The sequence below is a fragment of the Marinifilum sp. D714 genome, from assembly GCF_030851345.1.
Classification (GTDB): Bacteria; Bacteroidota; Bacteroidia; order Bacteroidales; family Marinifilaceae; genus Marinifilum.
The window spans coordinates 77,817-99,016 of sequence record NZ_JALPNU010000005.1; the positions used below are offsets into that span (position 1 = coordinate 77,817).

At 34.2% G+C, this 21,200-nt stretch carries 14 protein-coding genes; all 14 read right to left on the reverse strand.

Going from position 1 to position 21,200, the window contains the following annotated elements; all coding sequences use genetic code 11:
* Positions 1-347: 347 nt before the first annotated feature.
* A complete protein-coding gene (locus M0051_RS07185; protein ID WP_306740854.1) occupies positions 348-1,520 on the reverse strand; it encodes a thioredoxin family protein in 1,173 nt (390 codons plus the stop codon).
* A gap of 138 nt (positions 1,521-1,658) precedes the next feature.
* The gene (locus tag M0051_RS07190; RefSeq protein ID WP_306740855.1) at positions 1,659-3,134 is read right to left on the reverse strand and encodes a PKD-like family lipoprotein; all 1,476 of its coding nucleotides are present in this window, start codon (positions 3,132-3,134) and stop codon (positions 1,659-1,661) included.
* Positions 3,135-3,232: 98 nt separating this feature from the next.
* Positions 3,233-3,931 carry a DUF4843 domain-containing protein gene (locus M0051_RS07195; protein ID WP_306740856.1) on the reverse strand — a complete coding sequence of 233 codons (699 nt, stop codon included), beginning with the start codon at positions 3,929-3,931 and terminating at the stop codon, positions 3,233-3,235.
* Positions 3,932-3,949: 18 nt separating this feature from the next.
* A complete protein-coding gene (locus tag M0051_RS07200) occupies positions 3,950-4,495 on the reverse strand; it encodes a RagB/SusD family nutrient uptake outer membrane protein (protein WP_306740857.1) in 546 nt (181 codons plus the stop codon).
* A gap of 92 nt (positions 4,496-4,587) precedes the next feature.
* Positions 4,588-5,370, reverse strand: coding sequence for a RagB/SusD family nutrient uptake outer membrane protein (locus tag M0051_RS07205; RefSeq protein WP_306740858.1), 783 nt, complete (start codon positions 5,368-5,370; stop codon positions 4,588-4,590).
* Between the two features lie 11 nt (positions 5,371-5,381).
* Complete coding sequence (locus M0051_RS07210) at positions 5,382-8,813, reverse strand: SusC/RagA family TonB-linked outer membrane protein (protein WP_306740859.1); 3,432 nt, start codon at positions 8,811-8,813, stop codon at positions 5,382-5,384.
* A gap of 121 nt (positions 8,814-8,934) precedes the next feature.
* Positions 8,935-10,113 carry a FecR family protein gene (locus tag M0051_RS07215; RefSeq protein ID WP_306740860.1) on the reverse strand — a complete coding sequence of 393 codons (1,179 nt, stop codon included), beginning with the start codon at positions 10,111-10,113 and terminating at the stop codon, positions 8,935-8,937.
* 233 nt (positions 10,114-10,346) lie between these two features.
* The gene (locus tag M0051_RS07220; protein WP_306740861.1) at positions 10,347-10,895 is read right to left on the reverse strand and encodes an RNA polymerase sigma factor; all 549 of its coding nucleotides are present in this window, start codon (positions 10,893-10,895) and stop codon (positions 10,347-10,349) included.
* A 503-nt stretch (positions 10,896-11,398) separates the two neighbouring features.
* Complete coding sequence (locus M0051_RS07225; protein WP_306740862.1) at positions 11,399-12,733, reverse strand: TlpA disulfide reductase family protein; 1,335 nt, start codon at positions 12,731-12,733, stop codon at positions 11,399-11,401.
* 27 nt (positions 12,734-12,760) lie between these two features.
* On the reverse strand, positions 12,761-13,648 hold the full coding sequence (locus M0051_RS07230; RefSeq protein ID WP_306740863.1) for a serine protease: 888 nt from the start codon (positions 13,646-13,648) through the stop codon (positions 12,761-12,763).
* Between the two features lie 319 nt (positions 13,649-13,967).
* The gene (locus M0051_RS07235; protein WP_306740864.1) at positions 13,968-15,062 is read right to left on the reverse strand and encodes a TlpA disulfide reductase family protein; all 1,095 of its coding nucleotides are present in this window, start codon (positions 15,060-15,062) and stop codon (positions 13,968-13,970) included.
* 104 nt (positions 15,063-15,166) lie between these two features.
* Positions 15,167-16,093: a hypothetical protein gene (locus tag M0051_RS07240; RefSeq protein ID WP_306740865.1), complete on the reverse strand. Its 927-nt coding sequence runs from the start codon at positions 16,091-16,093 to the stop codon at positions 15,167-15,169.
* A 38-nt stretch (positions 16,094-16,131) separates the two neighbouring features.
* A complete protein-coding gene (locus M0051_RS07245; protein ID WP_306740866.1) occupies positions 16,132-17,640 on the reverse strand; it encodes a RagB/SusD family nutrient uptake outer membrane protein in 1,509 nt (502 codons plus the stop codon).
* Positions 17,641-17,663: 23 nt separating this feature from the next.
* Positions 17,664-21,170 carry a SusC/RagA family TonB-linked outer membrane protein gene (locus M0051_RS07250; RefSeq protein ID WP_306740867.1) on the reverse strand — a complete coding sequence of 1,169 codons (3,507 nt, stop codon included), beginning with the start codon at positions 21,168-21,170 and terminating at the stop codon, positions 17,664-17,666.
* Positions 21,171-21,200 lie beyond the last annotated feature (30 nt).

The following is a 21,200-nucleotide window of genomic DNA, read 5'->3' on the forward strand; positions in this document are numbered from 1 at the left end:
ACTTCTTTTGAACACTTCTGAAACTTTTTACGGAAGGAATGTTTTAGACACTGGCACAGTATACAGTGTTTTAGCGGTAAGCTGCAAACAATCTTTCAAAGGCTACAAAAAGAATAAATACCCAATACCTTTATAAAATTTGTGCATTGCGGCAGTTGATGAATATTAGTCCAAAATAAAAAAGCAGCCACTCCCAATTGTGGCTGCTCCATCTACTAATCAACATATCTATTTCATCTATTCCTCAGAATGATTTCGAGTTAGTTTTTAAAAATTTACAAGTAATAGACAATATAGATAAAGCTTTTATTACAATTTATAAATCGCATTGGGCTACGAAATAAAGTCTATTTTAGCTCTCCGTTCAAATAGCTTACAGACCATAAGGTTTTCCTATCTTCTTCGGTAGCAAGTTCTATTGATTTTGCTGCAGCTTGCTTTGCCTCTTCACTTCGACCTGCTTTATGGAGTAACTGAGCATAAACATCGGTGTTAAAAAATTTGGTTTCTAACTCCACCGAACGTCTGATGATGGTGATCGCTTTGTTTAATAAATCTTCGCTTACCTTTTGTTGCGACATTACAACACCCACAGCATGCATGTACAAAATCATCCAACTGTTCATTTCATATTCTAATGCATAATCAACTGAAGCAACCATATATTTTTGCCGATCACCCAATTCTCTTAGTTTTCTCAGATCCATTCTTGCAAGAATTTTTCCACCCACGTAAGAGTCCAATTCTACTATTTCCTTTTCCTTTAAAGCCAGTTCTTCAGGTGTTCCTTTTCTTGACACTACAGTTAACTCATTCATCAGAACTGTTTCGATATACTGGTCTACAATTACTTGATCTACTACAGCATAAAATTCTTTTTTGTTTTTCAAAATAAAATGAAAAACAGGGCTAGAACTGGTCTCAGTCACTGATGTAATCAAATTATAATCATCTGCATTAATCAATTCCTCAGGTTTACATTGATTAAAGATGTGTTCGGTAGCCTCTTTTGCATTAGCTCCTGCTTTTGATGCCTGTGCAAGATACTTTCGAAGGAAAGTTAAACTGCGTTCACCATCTTTATAGCGTTGGGAAATTGCTCTCCAATTATTTGTTGAGTCCATAGCCAAAACTGCGGCATCCATTATTTTTTTTGCCTTTCCTCCTCCTACTACCCGATGTTGCATCCTACCCTTGGAATCCAACCACAAAAGAGTTGGATAAGCTTTTACCTGGTATTTTTCCTTTAAAATTTTCCCCTCGTCCGATTCCATATCCATTTTCAGGTTTATAAAGTGATCATTGTAAAAACGTCCAACCTCTTCTAAGGTGAAAATATCCTTGGCTAATCTTTTACAAGGGCCGCACCAAGTTGTGTAACAATCCATGAAAACCATTTTGTTTTCCTGTTTTGCTTTTGTCAAAGCTTCGTCAAATGTTGTTTTTTCAAACTTGATTCCCTGGGAAAAAACACTACTCCCATAAAATAGAATTAGGACTGATATGAGTATCTGTTTCATATGTTATTTCTTTAGTATTACGCAAGAGGCATAAAAACAAGGCAAACCTATTTTTAAAATACATTTGCCCTGCCTATAAATTATTTAGTATCGTAACTGTGTAAAAAAGGCATAACATATAAATTATGCCTTTGGTGTTTAAATAGAATTCTTATACACGATATCAACTATTTTTCCACAAATGTTTTCATATGATTTAGTAACCTTACCTGTTCGATCTAAATAATATAAAGAAGCATTTTTATCGGAATTAGAGCTATCATAAATTCCAACTTCAAGCCTTTCCCCTTCAGAATCAAATCCATGCTTAAAGTATGATATATGTGATCCTGCCGGATATTCGTAAAACTTAACAGGCTTAGATGTTACGTCATCGTAATTGTATCTGTAAATAACATTATCTTTTGTGAAAAACAGATATTTCTCTGTTTCAGAAGCTGAAAACAAGGTATTTTCATCAATCAATTCCGGAGCTACAAATTCATTTTCAGAATCAAGATCATATACAAACATATATTTAGAAAGATCAAAGCCACAATTGCAAGCATATTCAGTCACGGATGCTCCTTTGCGAACATAAAATCTAGATTTAGCATTTGACCACATGCTTCCTCCCGGTTCCAACATCATGCATAACATTTTTCCCGGCATTTTTAATTCATGTCCTCCAGAGAAAAAACTTACACCGAATCCATAAGCACCAGAAGAGTACAATTGTCCTGTTTCTGCTCCATGCACAATATTTAAACCTGCCTTTCCAGTAAAAACCACATCTTCCTCAAAATCGGGTAAACTATAGTCAAAATAAGGTCTGTATTTATCACCCAACAGTAAATTCAGATAAAAATACTTGTTGTTAACCAGGGAATGGAAGCCTGAGCCATACGATTCCATGTATTGAAAATCGGCATTTTTCGGAATCTCACCAAAAAAACACACCGATGCCGGAAACAAATATTCAAACGTACTGAAATCAAATATTGCTCCGTAATCGGGATATTGATCGGTGTAAATGTTTAAAAGCTCATCCCGATTGGCATAAAAATGGCACATTTGTTTTGGCTTTCCTGACAAATTTTTGCCTCCTGTTACAATTCCAAAAACATCTTCTACAATTTCCTCATTTTCTTTTATCAAACAAAGTTCAGAGTTATTTCCTTTTTGATGTAAAATAAAAGTACCATAGCTATAGCTGTTTTTCACAGTCAAGAATGTTGATTCCTTAAAGACAATTCCGGTTCCTTTTGATGTAACCTCAAATACACACATCATCTTTTTAATAGGTATATTGGTATCTGCTGTGAATTTTAAATCCTTATCCGTAGAGATATAAATCGTGTCATGCTTAATAACACTTACGTTTTTATCCAGATAGTAATCGACCAAATACCACTTGTAATCGTAGTCGTCTTTATTGAAATCGGAATTCCCTATAGTTATCTCAGGGGTAACCACAAGCTCCTCTTCAAATTGATAAATGCTATAGGCTTCCTCAATCCCTTTTATTTCCTGTACATAAGCTAAATTTTCATACTCATAATTTCCTTCATCCTTTAAGCAAGAAACCATAAAGAACGAAGCAATAATTATAACGATATATATTTTATTCTTCATTTGTTTATTTTTTAGTATCAAGTAATTCTTTACTCCTACAATAGTTTTATACTCACTATTGAAAGTTCCAACTCCAAAATATTGCAGATATTCCGAAACTAGTTTGCTTCAAACAATATCCTGTTTCCATTCTCGTCATAGGTAGGATTTTCTTCAAACCAAATCCTGGTTCTTTTAGCATAAATCTGAAGTTCTGCACTACTTTCCGGAGCCCATTCTTCATTAGTTAATCCTGAGATTTCGATAAATTTCTTGCATTTTAACGGATGATAAACACCAGCATAAAGAGTCAAATTTTGCTTCGTCCAGAAATAAGGAGGTTCATTAAGATTATTCAAAATTTTAATCTTAAACTCCTGAACACCTTCTAACCCTTCTTTAAAATCTTCAGACTCTTTAAGTTTAAGCGCTAATTCTGCAACCCTATCTTTAAGAGCATCTGTTTTTAGGACATTTACAACTAAATACGATGTAAATGTATTTTTATCAAACACATATTCCGGTTGCAATTTCTCAAAATCCACACCTTCTATAGCAGTGGTATTTGCTGTATCTATCTCTACTTGATAATGCCTATCGTAATCAGCACTTTGTCCTGTTAGAGTTAATCTAATCTCAACAGGATGGACCAATACATCATCCTTAAAAAACATAAAGTTTACTGTAGTACTATCCCAGCTAGGCATATTTAATGCACTATATTCTGTATCGTATAATAATTTATCGTTCTTTTCACATCCAATAAGCTGAAGTAAAACAATTAAAAAGAACAAGTATTGTAATCTATATTTATTCATGTCATGCGTGTTTAATTATTACTTTCTTCCTCCAAATTGAATTTCATCTTTGGGAAGTGGAAAAATGTATTTTGCTTCATCCATTTCTTCTGTTAGCCCTGAAAAATTGGTCATCCTATCTAGGGCTAAACGTTTGTACATGAAAAATGTCTGTCCTTCACTCAAAAATTCACGATGGTACTCTGTTCTTATCATTTCTAATAATTCAGCACTATTCGCTACATTTTCCACAACCGGAGAAACGCGTTCAGATTTTAATTTATTCAGGTATGTTAACGCTTCAGCGGTATTTGTTTCGGACAAACACTCTGCTGCAATTAGGTACATTTCTGATATTTTAATAAGGGGAACATTAGGCTCTGAGTATTTTTCAGCTTCTTCAACTTTTTCAGGACGCTCAAACTTTCTTACAAAGTATCGATCAATCTCATAAACATCTTTCTTTTGGATTAACCAGTATTTGAACCTAATATCATCTGTCGCAAACATTTTTTCTACAGGTGAACTAATAAATAGTTGGTCAGTTCCTTTAGGAGCAAGATAATAATCCGAATTGTCTTTCAACTTATAAGTGTACAATGAAAAAATATGCTCGTTGTTAAAAGCGTAATCTTTGTTGTTAATAATGTTTCCAGGATTGATAAAAGAATAGTGTTCTAATCAATTACCTCCTTTGCATAGCTTAATGCCTTTTCTTTATCACCTACATACAATGCAACCCTTGCCATCAATGCTTTTATGGCATACAAATTCATTCGGTTATGTCTGTCGATTAAAAATGGATTTGAAGAATTATTTTCTTCATCATCCAATAAAATTGGATCAATTCCCTCCAATAAAGCCATCGCCTTTGATAAATCCTCATTGATGTGTGCAATTGTTTCCTTTGAAGTCAGCTGTCTGGACACCTCTTTAGAAAATGTAGTCACATAAGGAATCCCTACATAATCGGGATTTGAAACATATGGCGCATTAAACATTCGAAGTAGGTCGAAATGAAGATAGGCTCTTAAACCCAATGATTCAGCATAAATCAAATTGTAATTATCATCTGTAAATGATTCTTTCGACATTTGTTCAATATGCCCGATTAAACTATTACAATTTGCGATCACGTTATACATACTTCCCCAGATTTGGTTAATACGTCCCTCTGGCAATTCTTTTGTATAATCAAATTTAGCGAGATTGGTAAGTGAAGGATTAAACCTCACATTATAGTTTTGAGCCAAAACATCAAGAGTTCCCATAGTTAAATTACCCCCATAAACTCCTCTTGCCGACATCAGACTATACACTCCTACAAGTGCATCTTTATAGCCAGCTTCTGATTCAAACATATCCTCTTCAATAACCTCTGATTCAGGCTTAACATCTAACCAGTCGGAACAAGAAGTAAAAAGAAATAAAAAGCAGATTACTATATAAAATTTACTCATCATGCTATAAATTAAAAGTTAACTTTAAGTGAGAAACTGTATTTTCTTGCGAAAGGATAATAGATCCCTCGTTCTGTTTCAACAGATGACCATCGAAACACATCAGTAAGGTGTACGCCCAATTTTACTCTGGACAGAGACAAGCTATTTGCAAAATGATCAGGCAACTGGTAGGATAAATTCACGTTGGTAAGGGTAAGCGAATTATCATCCTCAACAAATCGAGAACTTGCTCTAGTCACCTTCTTATTTGTAATGTTTTTATAAGGTGTATGATCTCCTGATCGAGCCCATCTTTGTTCAAGGGCACGTTTATCGGCATTCTCATAAAATTTTGCATTTTCAACCCGATCGATAACTGTTTGGTTTAAAATTTGGCCTCCCAATCGGTAGTTAAAATTATAGTTCAAGCTAAATCCTTTGTAGTCGAAAGCTCCACCAAAAAAACCTTCAAATTTAGGTGCAGCTTCTCCAACCACCACCAAATCTTCCGGACTCCATACATTTGTTAAGCTCCCGTCTTTTTTTATGAAAATTTCTTCTCCTGTAGTAGGATCAATCCCCATTGACTTTACAGCATATATAGCATTCAACGACTGTCCTTCTTTAAACTGTAAAATGCTTTCTGTGGTTGTTCTATCATCAAGCGCTACATCATTGGTTCTATCATTATCATTATCCAATTCAATCTCTTTTCGCATATTCTCAATTACTTTATCGTTATATGCCTTTAGTGAGTTAGAGATTTTTTTAATGGTATTTTTGTTATGACGAAGATTTGCAAAAAAGCTCAACATCATTCCATTCTCTTTGTTTCGAATAGGGAATGCTTGCACGCGCAGCTCATATCCTTCATTATCCACATCGCCCATGTTTGCATTAAAACTTCTAAATCCTAATGATGGGGCAATGGAAATATTTGTTAACAAATCATGAGTGGTATTCAAATAATAATTTCCAACAACTTTAATCCGTTCATCCAATAATCCAAGCTCAACGCCCAGATTTCGACTTAATGTACTTTGCCATTTCAAATCCTCATTTCCTAAAGATTTTAATACAGCCCCTGTTAACAAACCATACCTTACTTCACTTAAATACTTGTATGTTGTAATAGCCTGATAAGCATTAAAATTCTGATTTCCTGAGGTTCCCAAATTGGCTGTTAACTTCAACGACGATAAGAAGAACTTATCTTTCAAGAATTCCTCATTGTGTAAATTCCAACCAGTACCAAGCGACCAAAAAGGAGCTGTTTGCTGTAATTTTCCAAACTTTGAAGAGCCGTCAATACGACTTGAAGCATCAAACAAATATCTGTTGTCGTAACTGTAGTTAAACGAAAGGAAAGAACCAGCCAATCTACTTTCCGACTCATAACCTGTAGGTTTAGAATTGGGACGAAATTGATTTGCAAAATTGATATGATTCAATTTATCATTCAAAAATCCAACGGCTGTATATCCCTCGTTAAAATCGTGATTACTTTGAATTTCACCACCAAGAACAGCATTGACTACATGATTGTTAAAATTCTTAAAATAGGAAAGAACCACATTTGCATCCAGATTCGTTGTTTTAGTATCTGAAATGGTATAGGAACCTCTTTGGAAAAAATCCTTTTCCTCAAAACCAATAAACTGAACAGATCCTGGCGAAACAAAAGATTCTGCATTCGCAAACTTTTTTGATATGGAAGCATTCCCTTTCAAACGCAACTCCGAAGTAATTTTCCAATCTACAGATAAATTGTTTCTTACATCGATGTATTCGTTGCGATCAAAATTATCAAATTTTTCTGCTTCGTAAAGAGGGTTATATTGCTGAATGTGACTTCCTATTTCACCTTCACCAAGCTTAAATACCATGTTTCCCTCATCATCAGTTGGTCTATAATATGGATTTAAACGAACGTATTGATTAAAACTGCCATACGGACTATTTTTAGCCTTTACATAAGTAATATCAAGCTTGTTTTTGAATACAATGTTCTTTGTGTTGTATTGCAAATAAATTCCGGTATTGTAACGATCTCTACCAGAACCCTTCATTACTCCAACGTTTTTGTTGTAACTCATTTCGAGTCCATATCGCATAAACTCATCCCCTCCTTCAAGGAAAAGTGAATGCATTTGTCCTACTGATGTTTGCAAGGGTTTTGCTAACCAATATGTATCTACACCCGATTTTACAGCCAACAATCTCTTGTTGTAAAGAGCATCCAACTCCATTTGGTTCGCCATTCCATTAAAATCACCATTCCATGTATCGTATACGCCTGCCAATTTTTCTGCTTCAAGCTTCTCCTTTGCATTTAAAAGGTTGTAATCCGATAAGTCGGGCAAAGAAATGTCTATGCTTGAATTGTAAGTAACCTGCATTTTCCCGGCTAAAGGTTTCTTTGTTTCGATCACAACAACTCCATTTGCCGCTCTCGATCCGTATATCGCTGTTGCCGAAGCATCTTTCAAGATTGTAATGCTCGCGATACGATTTTTGTCGATATCAAAAACTTTTTGGGCGCTTACCTCGAATCCATCTAAAATAAACGTAGGCATATTGGTATTTCCTTTTAGCTCTGTTTCTGATATTCCCGGAAAATTTGCCTGTCCCCTGATTTGAATGTTTGGCATGGAGTTAGGGTCGGACCCCATTAAATCATTCTCTACAATTTTAAAAGAGGCATCAAAACTTTGAATTGCAGTAAATACATCAACATTTCCAAGTTTTTCCAATTCTTCAGAACTTACAGCAACTGTTGTTCCCGTGAAACTTTCTTTGGCTTTATTAAAATAACCGGTAACAACCACTTCAGACATTACCTCCGTATCTGGCTCTAATTTTACTTTAAAATCAAGCTTGTCACCAACTTTAATCTCCTTTGTCTTGTAGCCAATAGAGGAGATAAGAATGATCACTTTACCATTGTTTGGAATTTTGAGTTTAAATTCCCCGTCCAGGTTCGTACTCACGCCTATTGTTGTCTCTTTAACAACAACTGAAGCTCCTGGCAAAGGTTCCCCCTTTTCATCAGTTACCTTTCCTCTTAATTCTTTTTTCTCTTCTTGCTTTTGTTCTATTACTCGAGGTCTTTTGGTAATCAGAACGTAATCGTCAATAATCTCATATTTTAAAGAAGTCTGTTTGCACATTTCATCTAGTGCTTCTTTTAAACTTACTTGTGAAAAGTTAGCATTCACAGTTAATGACTCATCTACCTCCTTTTCACTAAACATGAAATAGGTGCCTGTTTGTGCTTTTAATTCTTTAAAAACTTCTCTCACAGACATCTCTCCCGATTGAAGATTTACTTGCTGTCCAAGCATAACACTTGCTGAGAGTTGTAATGTACAGACCAGAACTAAGAATACACTTATTTTCATCACACGTACAATTTTTCGAATGGAAGGTGGTAAAACCCTCCAATTTCCAATGATTTTCATAAATTTGTATTGAGGTTATTAAATTTCCATTGCGCCAACAATGGAGTTAATTATCACTGAACGGGGAATACGCCAATATTTCCCGTTTTTTCTTTATCCGCCAAAGCGATATATCTTATATTTATTCTCTTCCTACAACAACAAGCTTCCCTTTGATTGCAAAATCCACATCGGCCACACGCTCAATTAAATTCAAAGCATATTCAAAAGAATTTTCCTTCTCAAATGCGCCTGTAAATCTGATGTGCTTAAACTTTTCCTCTGTGAAGAAAAATTTCACATCGTACCATCTACCCAATTGAGTCATAATGTACTCCAATTCCATATTTTCAAACTCATACACTCCATTCACCCATGAGGTATACAAGTGGGTATCCACTCCTTGAATCTCAATTTCATCTCTACCTCTATAGATTGTAGACTGGTAACCTGGTTGTAATAACTTCTTATTTCCTAGATTATTAACCTGAACAGATCCTTCCACCAAAGTCGTAGCAATAAACTCCTGGTCATCATAGGCCGAAACATTAAAACTGGTTCCTAACACCTTCACCTTGGCATCGTGAGAGTTAACTACAAAAGGCGCTTGCTTGTTATGAGCCACTTCAAAATAAGCTTCTCCAGTGAGATAAACCTCTCTCCTACTACTTGAAAATTTTACTGGATATCGAAATTTTGTATCAGCATTTAACCACACCTTTGTTCCGTCTGAAAGCGTTAAAGAAAACTCGCCCCCTCTTGGCACATCAATTGCATTAAAAAGTAGCTTTTCACTCGAAGTTGTATTAGGGGTATAACTAATATTATTCAATGAATCTTTGGCAATCTGCGTTCCATCTTTTTCAGAAATCAACTGCTTCTCATTTTCTACAAGCTTTATTCGAGAACCATCAGCCAAAGTTATTGTTGCACTTATATCACCTTGTTGAGCTAACTGTTCGAAATTATAATCTTTACTAAAGTCAATTTTACTGCTATGCTGTTTGATTAAAATGGTGCTCACAATCGCAATAATGGCAACAGCAGCAGCATACGGAAGCCATATGTGCAGTTTTCTTGTTTTTATTTTGGATTTGCTTAAGCTGGATTGAATCTGTTTCCATGCTTTTTCTTCATTCAATTGATTCAAAAAACCAATTGAACGACCATTTGCATACAAACGACGATAGTGATTAAAAAGTGCTTTATTTTCTCTGCTTTCATTCAGGAAACTTTCTAACGCTTTCTTAGAATTCTCACACAACTCTCCTCGGGAATAATCACGAACCCAATTGATAATATTTTCTTCCTTACTTTCCATTTCTTTTTGAACCGATCGATTTAATAACAAAATTGGTGTGCACTTTCATTAATGAGATTCAGGATTTCTAAAATGGGTGACAAATTTTTTCTTTTTTTTTACTCCCTTGTATATTATATCGGCAAGCATTTGTAAAACCAATAGAAGTAGACATAGAAAGACCATCCGTTAAAAGTTAACAGTGATACAAAGCAATGATCTCATGATCATCGCAAACAAAAAAATTGCCTGAATTAAGATAACATGATGAGAATAATGATATCGAGGGAAGACCTCAACTGCTTTAAGGCTCTGGAAAAATGTGTTTTGATCGTGTTTAGGGAAACATCCAATTCTTCTGCCACTTCCTTGTATTTCATATTATCGAACACAATGGCTTCAAAAACTTTACGACTCTGTTCCGACAATTGATCCAATTCCATGAAGAGCTTGGCTTTTTTCTCTTCCAAAACATCAGTATCTAGCTCTTCCATTAAAATATCGAATTCGTCGTCTAATTCTTCAATTCGATACCTATTGTTCTTACGAATGTAATTCAATGCATTATTCTTTACTGCTGTAAAGAGATAAGATTTAAGAGAGGAATTTAAAGAATGAATTCGCTTGTTTTCCCAAAAATTTATGAAGACCTCCTGAACTAAATCTTCTGCCACATCGAAAGCATCTAGATATCTCATTGCCAAAATGCATAGTGGAGAATAATAGATATCAAACATATGGCGCAATCCAGATTCGTCGCCATTCTTCATTTTTTCAATAATGATTTGTTCCTGATGTTTCATAATGGGCTCCCAAAAATAGAAAATATATTTTATTGAAATAGCAATGCATCCATTAAAAAAGTCCCTACTCTTTTTAAGATTAGTTCTAGCTACCCAAAACGAATCCGACAATTTGGCGAGTCATGTACAATAATGTATATAAAAGAATAAATATTTTAAGAGTACCTAGTACTTAAATTTGTTAAAATTCCAACTATAGTACTTATCCTATTTATGATAATTATTTTCATTTAATCTAAATACAGTTTACAATCATTATACCCTCTTATTAAATAATTTAAATACAATAAAAATGCAAGCCAGACGGCTTGCATTTTTATTAATTATATTCTTGATTTATTCCACATAATTCATTCAAACTTTTATTTCTCATAAAATCCTTATTGCAGATCTCTTGAATCTATTTTTTTATGGGTTTATGGTTATATATAATAATCACCAATCCATTGCTTTATACAAATTTTCTTCTATATTTTCGAAACATTTGTGTCTCTGATTGATTATTAGTCATTCAAACATCTATCTATGATTTCACTCAGTCTATTATCTGAGGGACGTGGTGCAAAAACATCTACAATTAATCCATCTTTATCAATTACCATAAAGCGAGGTATCCCATGAATTCTATATGCACTAAATTCTGTACGATTGGTAATGTACTGCTTCGTTTTTTTAGGGTGTTTTTCCAAATATTTTTCCCATCCAACTTTATTGGAATCTATACTTATGGCGATAAATTCTATATTCTGATTTTTGTATTTATCCGCCAACTTCTCGAAGTAAGGAGATTCTTGTACACAAGGTCCACACCATGTTGCCCAAATATCTATAACAAGGTTTTTTCCTTTAAAATCTGATAATTTAAATTCTTTTCCATCTTTGTTTCTAAACCCAAGTTGAGGTGCTGGTTGCCCTGCGAGCAATGGTTTATATTTTTCAAAAGCTTTATGCACTATTTCTTTATATGCCTCACTTTTTAACTCACCAAGTAATTTGCTTTTTCTTTCTTTCACCTCCTCTACAGGACCTTTACTTGCCAGATAATAAATCAGTCCATTTGTTTTAATGTATTCGAGTACTTCTTCATCAACATTCTCTGTTCCTATGAATTCAATAGCCGAGGAACAAATGTCCCTGTAAACATCCAGATTTAAATAGCAGGCATCACCACCACCTGTTAAATATTCGTGGATATCCTTTTGAAAGTAAATTTTAGCCTCCTTATCCAGTTTAACTGCCTCTTCTTCCGTCAGTTTTTTTATCCATGAGGCATAACCAGCATAAGAAAACAAAGTATTTACAGCTCCAAACTTAATTCTCCCTTTTTCAAGCTTCTTAAAATTTTTACTAAGATTAGGTGTTTCTTCCAATTCATTGAGGCGCTTCTCTATTTTATCTTTTAAGCGTTTTTGTACTGTTTGCAAATCTGGATCATCTTTAATCATTTCACCTGCATTAAGAAACGAGCCCCCTTTCGGAAATGGTTTAGCACAAAGATAAAAGCATGCATCAGCGCCTTTACCAGCAAATTTTGCAGCCTTTGGATCATTATAATCACACTCCAAATGTATATCATCACCAGGTGATAAATAAAGAGTATTTCTACCTAATCGAAAATAACTTGGTTTATCTAATTCAAAAGTGATTTCAAAAAGATTATTGGCTTCCGGCCTTATGGTAATGCCATCCTTCAAGAGAACCCCTTCAGGTGTACCTTTAGACATAAATATTTCTGTACCAAAATTTCTAAGTTCTCCTCGTAATCGAACCGTTTTTTGCTCTAAATTACAAGACCATATCGTTATGGTTAAGAACAATGCGATTATTATTTTTGACATTCTAAAATACATACAACTTGTTAAAATTTACAGATTAGTTCTTTCTTCTACTTGATCAATTAGATTAAATACAGCCTGAATTGGAATAATATCTTTCATCACCATTTGAATGTGTTTATCGCTTGAATATATTGATATGGTGGATTCTACCACACCAATTACATTCCCATTTTGATCAAATACCGGTCCTCCACTTGAACCTTGTGCATAATCTGCTGAAATACTGTAACGTGGAGAGTTGATACCTGCAGCAAGATGTTTTCTTGTTAGAATACCCTCGGAGTAGGCATAAAATTTTCGTTTTGGGTGAGATATAACCTTTACTTTGTCGCCTACAGAAACCTTTCGATTCAATGGTAAAGGAATTAATTTATCACCTTGTGTATCAATTTTAAAAATGAGCACGTCATCTTTTTTATTGGCTGCTAAAATTTCCTGGATTTTATATACTTTTCCTTCGAAATTACTTACACCCAAGCCCATTACCATTGCTTTTTGCTCAGATAAAACATCGAAAACATGATAATTTGAAACACATAAACCATCTTCGGAGATAACAAAAGCTGAAGCCGATGAGATATGTCCAGCCGGACAGTTTTTGCATTTGTACAATTCTCCAATGGCAAGCACACTATGCTTTAAATCATTATAACTAAATGAACTAGTAGATTTTTCAGTTTCAAGCTGAATCTTGCATTTCGCTCTTTTTAATTGACTTACAATGGTTTCTACAGACACAGTACTACTATCAGAAGCAAATTCTGCAATCTTTAGCTTTAAACTGTTAATGTAAAAATTGTCATTAATGAATTCTTTTTCAATTGCATTTCTTTTGGTAGTGTGCTCATGCAAATTGTCAGCTATGCAGATGCCATTACATACTATTAATAGTATTATTACGGTTATATGTTTCATATGATATTATAAAAAAGCAGTAGCCTAATGACTACTGCTATAAAAATTAGTCACTTTAAAATTTGTGTTCTTGACTTGCACCAACCCTTATTTTCTCACCAATACACAAGTTCGAATGTATTAGTGGTCGTCAACTTTATTATTTTGGTCTTTAATGGAATTTAATCCTTCTATAATTTTGTCCAACTTCCTGCCAATTGCATGTGTATTATGAATAAGGGCAAGCAATATTACGATAACGATTATTATCATATTTGTATACTATTTATGAAGCCTATTTATAGAAGTAGTAAATAAAATTAATATCTCTTTTAATTTGCTACTCCAAGCACTCTACAATTTTATCTTCCAATTCTTTCCCATGCATGTTTTTGGCTACAATAATTCCATCTTTATTAATCAAAATTGTCGTTGGTACGCCATTCACTGCATAATCGGTTTTTGCTTGTGTATCCCAACCTTTTAAATCAGAAACATGAATCCACGATAGCTCGTGTTTGTTTATGGCTTTCAACCAATTTTCTTTTTTGCTATCAATGGAAACGGCATAAATTTCAAAACCTTGGTCCTTATATTTTGCATATACTTCTTTCATTTCAGGCAGGGATGCAATACATGGACTGCACCATGATGCCCAAAAATCGATTAGTACACATTTGTTTTTTGCCACTACTTCTTTCAGTGATACCACCTTTCCCTCTGGAGAATTTTGTGCAATATTAATATATGGCTGTCCTTCGGCAGATTTTCTATGAGCCTCGATTTCAACAATCAATTGCTTGGTAATTTTGTTGCTTTTTGCTTCCACCGACATTGTTTGTACAATGGAATCCAGTTGCTCATGAGAAAAATAATTCTTTAAATAATTGGCTAATATTGCTGACGCATATGGCTTTTCTTTATTGCTCTCGAATGTTTGTTTGGCTAATTCGATTTGTCCTTTCCCATAATTTTGAAGAATTGTCAACAAGGAATCACGACGCCCCTGCTCTTTTTCGGCATAATACTTCTTCCTTTCTTCCGACTGCTTTTTTACCAATTCGTTCATCTTATTTGTAAACCCCTGGTATTCTATATTCAATGGCGACTTTGTGATCTTGCTAAAGTATGGATGCTCATCAGAAATATTTATTGCTATTTTCTCATTTGATAGAAAAAATCCAAAAGCACCCTTTTTCTTCTCAAAAGTTAAAAAGTACTGTTCACAATTTTCAGCACTACCTGTAAAAACAAATTCTCCCATTTCTATATTAACAGAATCAATGGGAATTAGTTGGTAGCCTTTGGTTTCGTTCAAGTAAACTTTACCCAAATAATTTGTTTTTCCACTTATCTTAAACCCATCTGTTTTAACTTGGGAGCAAGAAAGTAATAAAATGCAGCATACTGCTGTAAAGATTTTAATAAGACTCATAGTTTTATATGTTTCTGATATTTTTAGCAAAAAAGAAAAAAGTCTGCCTCCTAGAACATTAACGCGTTTAAAAGGCAGACTTAATGGTTTTTATTTAAAATTTACTAATTATTACGATACAATTTATTCAACTCTTCATACTTGTTACCAGTAGCCTGAATATCCCAGCCCAAATCATTAAAGTACTTTATAACCGCTTTATACTTTTTAGCTTTTGCTTCAGACTTATCCAAATGCCGACTCTTAATGGTTTCATATGAATTGAGAGCAATTAATTTCATCCATCCACCTATATCACTCTTAAAAGACAAACTTCCTGACCAATAAGTAAAGCCCCCCTCATTTTCAATTTTTGCACGTAAAGGTGCTCTTTCTCTCCAAGGCAATGCCAGTAATTCTTCTCTATATATTTTAGAATAAGACCAGCCAGCATCCTCAACCTCCTTAGAATATTCAAGAAGCTGACCACTAATATCTACAAGTTTACTCCAAACATCGGAAGCAAGTCCCTTATCTTTATAATAATGGTTATCATAGTCGTTCAAATCGATCTCCTCTCTTTCTATCCACCACACACTAGGATGCGAATTGGGCCACATGGTTAAAAATCGACTTCTTCCAATGTTTGTATTAAGTTCAGGTCCATATCCTCCTGAAGCCTCTTTCACGATAAATATTTCTGAGGGTAAGTATAATTTACAAAAAGATGGGGGGAAATTCTCCAGTAAAGTCGAATAATACTTGTAAGCACTCTCTAGGTATTCATCATCTACCTTTAAAATAGTTCTAATTGAAATATTCTTATAAAGTGGAGAGTTAGTAACGTCTGTTTCCTTTTCAAAACTAGTCCGCACCCACACATTGAACTTATTGTATAATGAGTCTTCCATATAATGTGCATCAGCAGAAGGTTTAAAAAGTTGTTCTATAGCTATATCTTCAGTTGGAACGATTTCGTCTTCTTTTTCACAAGAAATGAAACATAAGCTAAAAAGTGCTAATATCAATAAATAACTAAAATTTTGTTTCATAATATTTTTTTTTCTAAAACAAGTAATTTTTAAATTTATTATCTCGGATTCAATTCCATATTTGGACTAAACTTTTGCTCTGAACGTGGAATTTGCAAAACGTAACGTGGATCGTCGACTTTTAATATATATTCATTCTGTTCTTTGTCGGTATGAATTATTTCAGTTCTTCTATCAACTAATCTTCTAATATCCATCCATCTTAAACCTCCATCAAAAGCTGTTTCTTTTCTTCTTTCCAGCAGTACTCTACCTAATACATCTTCCTCTGCATCAATAAAAGCCTCATAAATTGGGTAATCAGCACTTAGAATTCGTTTTTTCATTAACAATTTCACATCATCAAGAGCTTCAGTGTTTAAATTTTTTCGTGCATAAGCTTCAGCTCTATTCAAAATTACCTCACCTAATTTTAAACCAATATAAGCTGTAACATTATCGCCCTGGCTTGGATACATTTTATACGATTTTGTTCCATATTCTTTCCACTTAGGATCTGATTTATCCACATTTCGAAGAAAAATATATTTCCTATAATCCAGAATCGTATCACTTACGGGATTAGATACATCTTTCAACATATAGTATGAATCGATTAATTCATCAGAAGGTTTTTCAATACCTTGTGAATAATAAAATATATTTCTTCTTGCACCGGTAGCACCTCCATTAGAACACCAATAAAATAGAATTTCTTTATTGTAATCAGTGTTAATGAATCCATACTCATAATTAATCATAGATTCTATCGATTCTTCTTGCTGTTGGGCAAGCTCAGGCATTTCATTCATATCCCAAAGCTTATACTTATTTATTACGACATCTGCGGAACTAATGGCTTTATCGTAATCTCCCATAAACAAATGCACTCTAGATTTCAAAGCTTCCACTGAATAGTAATTGAAACGGAATTTTGAATCAAATGATTTCCCTTTCAACAATTTAGAGGCTAATTCCAAATCGGAAACAATGAGCTTCCATATTACACCAATGCTTTCACGTGTATTATTCTGTATCCTGTCGGTAAGACCATTAGCTGTTGTAATTAATGGCACACAAACCATGTTTTCTTTCTCCTTAGAATAGGGTTCAGCATAAAAATTTGCCAAATAAAAGTAGGCTAGTGCACGAACTGCATGAGCTTCTCCTTTTACAATATCAAATAATTCCTTTTCCTCAGGTAAAATTTCCAATAAATCAAGCTCATCTATTACCGAATTTGCATTATATATAGATCGGTATAGTTCTCCCCAAATTGGGTCTTGTATTACACCTTCAGCCTGATGAGATTCAGCCCATGTAAACCATAAAGAATTGACATCACTTAATTCCAAGGTTGATGCAAAATTCAACTCAACATTATCAGTAGACAGTTCAGTTGTCATAAAGAATTCACGGTCAGGGTATCCACTCAGAAGTACCTGCTCAAAATCGCTGACAGTTGTGGGTACCATACTGTTTACTGGGTCTATTTCCAACAAATGTTCGCATGAAGTAAGTGATAAATACAGTACACATACCAATAATATATTTCTTATATATTTCATATCAAATGATTTATGTATTCAAATTAAAAACTAACATTAACCGAGAAAGAATAAGTTCTTGGAACAGGTAAGTAGGTATTTCCAAAAGTGATTTTCCCTCTTTCAGGTCTGCCATAATTCGACAGCCCCATGTTAGCTTCTGGGTCCTGCCCTTTCAATTTTGAATTCTTCCATACATGAAGATTATTCCCAATCAAACTAAACTGTATATTTTGAATGCCCATTTCTCTTAACCTATCGGTAAATAAATTATATGAAAGAGATAAACTTTGTAAACGAACAAAATCACCTTTTACAGTTCTTAAATCAGAATTATTATACATGTATGTGTTAGAGGGGTGGCCATTCAAATGCTCGTTAGTTCTTAAATGTTGAAATTTTGGGATGTTAGTAAAATTCTCATCACCAGGTTTTCTCCAACGATTCACCCATTCTCTAGGTAAGTTTCTTTCAGGATTAGGGAACGTAAACCCATTGAGGCTACTTCCTTGAAGCTCTCTCATTCTTACAACATTACCGAAGCTACCAATTAACAAACAAGATAGGCTAAGGTTCTTATAAGAAACTGTTGTATTAAATCCACCTTGAATTGTGGGAGCCATTGGTCCTTCATATTTTAATGCATCAGTATCAACAATACTTTTTAAAGCAGTTAATTCATTTCCTTCATCATCAAATTTTCCGGTGTAAAAGGTAGGGTTACCTTCTTCATTTAAACCAGCAAAACGAAACGAATAAAGACCAGAGATAGGTTTCCCAATAACTGCCGAATTACCATATGAACCTCTTGATGCATTTGTGATATTTGCATAATCTGGGTTTGAATAAACATCTAGAACTTTATTCTTATTCCAGCCTGCATTAACATTTATCGACCAGTCAAAATCTTTTTTATCTATTAATTTCACATACAAACTTCCTTCCAAACCTCTATTTTCCATTGAAGCCCAATTCACTGTCATGTTTGAAAAGCCAATAATTTGAGAAACTTGCTTATTTCCTAATAGATCTTCACCTCTCTTATAATAATACTCGAAAGTCCCCCTTATTCTTCTATCGAACAAACCAAATTCCAGAGCCAAATTACTGGAATAATTCTGCTCCCACTTTAAGTTCTGATTCTTAGGTGCATTAATTCGCAATTGAGTTTGTTCTTTTAGTCTATTATATGGAGATATACTTGTAATTATTTTAGAGTATGCACTTGATGAAACATTACCCTGAACTCCGTACGACCCTCTTAATGTTAGATAGGATAACCAATCTACATCTTCAAGAAAATATTCCTTTTTCATTTGATAGTTAAAACCAGCTGACCATAAGGGTTTAAATATATCATTGCTTTTAACTCCAAACTTATTAGACCCGTCTCTCCTTGCATTAAAGTTTAAGGTGTACTTTTCTTTATAAGTATAGCCAAAAACTCCATAATAAGAAATGCTGGCTGATTTGCTAGAAGATTTATACCAATAAGGCCTTCCCATATCCTTAATAAAATCCCACTGTGGTGTCATTTGTTGCCCACGTTCATGAGTATAACCATGTATGCTATTTGTATTACCTAGATAATCATTGGTATTTATTTCAGTACCCAACATAACATTTATCTCGTGATCATCATCAATTACAGGATTGTAAGAAATTTGATTTCTTACGGTTTTAGAATGTCTGTTTGTATTCTTTCCCTGAAAAAAGCCTCCATCAATCCACAAGGGTTCAAATTCAGGATTAAGGAAATTTTTCTTTGAAGTTCTAACATAAATACTGTTTTCTTTAGCAACATCTTCTTCTGTTGTGCTTTCCTTAGAAAAACTAAATGTAGATGTCCAACGGAAATCTTTAAACATCTCCCATTCTGTACTTACCTGACCTTTAAGCATAAACGAGTTTGAGTTTCTCCAAGAAGCAGCTCTATTCTCTAAGTAGTTAAACTTAAGATCATTAATATACATGTAATTATAATCCCCATTTTCATCATAAAGTCTCTGCGTTCTAGTCGTATTAACAGCGGCTTCATATGGATTCTCTCTAGAGTTTGCTGAAAAGAAACTGGTATTATCTCTTGAAGTAATATCCAACTGGGCATTTAATCTAATATTCTTTCTTACTCTCGTTCTTACCTTAATTTTTCCGGTATACGATTTTAAGCCAACTCCTTTTGCAGTAGCTTGCTGATCTCTATAACTACCTGAAACATAAAAAGTTGTTCTTTTGTTACCTCCCGAAATACTTAGACTATGGCTCTGAGTGATCGAGTTTCTAAATAAATGTTTAAACCAATCCGTGTTAGCAGTTTCCAACGTTTTCATCTTTAAAGCGAACTCCTCATTGGTAATCGTTTTATCCTGAAGATCAATTACATACTTTTCAAAATCGGATGCATCCCCATATTCACCTTTATCATTTGAGTTAATGTAGGAATATCCAGCATCTGTCATTTCTTGATTAACTTCCATACGTTGTTGAGAGTTCATCATATAGGCATCTTCAATTCTTGGCCGCATCGATAATGTTGTACTCCCAGAATATTTAATTTGTGTTTTTCCAGCTTTACCACTTTTCGATGTAATAACAATAACACCATTAGCAGCACGAGTACCATACAAAGCTGTTGCAGATGCATCTTTCAAAACATTAATAGAAGCAATATCAGAAACATTGATACCACCAATACCCGATGCAATCAAATTCCTATTCCCAAGAATGTCACTAACATCAACATTAATCGGGTCATCTAAAATTATCCCATCCACAACCCATAGAGGCTGAGTGTTACCCGAAATTGTAGATGTACCACGTATTTTAACTTGGGGGACTGCACCAGGAGCTCCAGAAGAATTCATAATAGTCATACCAGCCACTTGACCTTGTAAAAGTTGATCAACAGATGGTTCAACGCGTTTTCTTATTTCACTCATATCAACACTAGCAATCGAAGCGGTTTTCTTTCTTCCATCTAAGTTTTGATAACCGGTAATAACAACCTCGCCCAATTGTCCCTGATCAGCACTTAATTTCACATCCAGAACATTACTTTTCTTCAGTTTATATTCTTGTGTTTCCATACCTACGAAAGAGAAAACCAAGGTTACATTTCTATTGTCCACCTTGATATTATACTCCCCATCGATATTGGTTGCAACTCCAACATGGGTTCCTTTCACAACAACGGAAACACCTGGTAATCCCACTCCCTCTTCATCGGTCACCTTACCTTTTATAGAAATCTTTTTCTGTTGCACTACAGGCCTGAGAGTCGGTTCTTTATAGGAAACAATTACCAAATCATCCTCTGTTTTATACTGGAAAGGATGACCACATAGTACTTCGTCAAGGCACTTTTCCAAGGAAATATCCTCAAGGTCAACTGTTACCTCATATCCCTTTACATCATTGTAATTGAATACAAAATCGTATTGACTTAACTTTTCAACTTCTTCTAGAGCTTCTGATAAATCAGCACTATTAAGCTTTAAGCTCGAAATCATCATTTGTGAGTTCACTCTACCATAGGCAGTGGCTAAACTCATCAGTAACACTAATTTTAATACAGCTAAACG

Coding starts and splice junctions, on each gene's coding strand:
- M0051_RS07185 (WP_306740854.1), bottom strand. CDS start 1,520: ATGAAACAGATACTCATATCAGTCCTAATTCTATTTTATGGGAGTAGT.
- M0051_RS07190 (WP_306740855.1), bottom strand. CDS start 3,134: ATGAAGAATAAAATATATATCGTTATAATTATTGCTTCGTTCTTTATG.
- M0051_RS07195 (WP_306740856.1), bottom strand. CDS start 3,931: ATGAATAAATATAGATTACAATACTTGTTCTTTTTAATTGTTTTACTT.
- M0051_RS07205 (WP_306740858.1), bottom strand. CDS start 5,370: ATGAGTAAATTTTATATAGTAATCTGCTTTTTATTTCTTTTTACTTCT.
- M0051_RS07210 (WP_306740859.1), bottom strand. CDS start 8,813: ATGAAAATCATTGGAAATTGGAGGGTTTTACCACCTTCCATTCGAAAA.
- M0051_RS07215 (WP_306740860.1), bottom strand. CDS start 10,113: ATGGAAAGTAAGGAAGAAAATATTATCAATTGGGTTCGTGATTATTCC.
- M0051_RS07220 (WP_306740861.1), bottom strand. CDS start 10,895: ATGAAACATCAGGAACAAATCATTATTGAAAAAATGAAGAATGGCGAC.
- M0051_RS07225 (WP_306740862.1), bottom strand. CDS start 12,733: ATGTCAAAAATAATAATCGCATTGTTCTTAACCATAACGATATGGTCT.
- M0051_RS07230 (WP_306740863.1), bottom strand. CDS start 13,648: ATGAAACATATAACCGTAATAATACTATTAATAGTATGTAATGGCATC.
- M0051_RS07235 (WP_306740864.1), bottom strand. CDS start 15,062: ATGAGTCTTATTAAAATCTTTACAGCAGTATGCTGCATTTTATTACTT.
- M0051_RS07240 (WP_306740865.1), bottom strand. CDS start 16,093: ATGAAACAAAATTTTAGTTATTTATTGATATTAGCACTTTTTAGCTTA.
- M0051_RS07245 (WP_306740866.1), bottom strand. CDS start 17,640: ATGAAATATATAAGAAATATATTATTGGTATGTGTACTGTATTTATCA.
- M0051_RS07250 (WP_306740867.1), bottom strand. CDS start 21,170: ATGAGTTTAGCCACTGCCTATGGTAGAGTGAACTCACAAATGATGATT.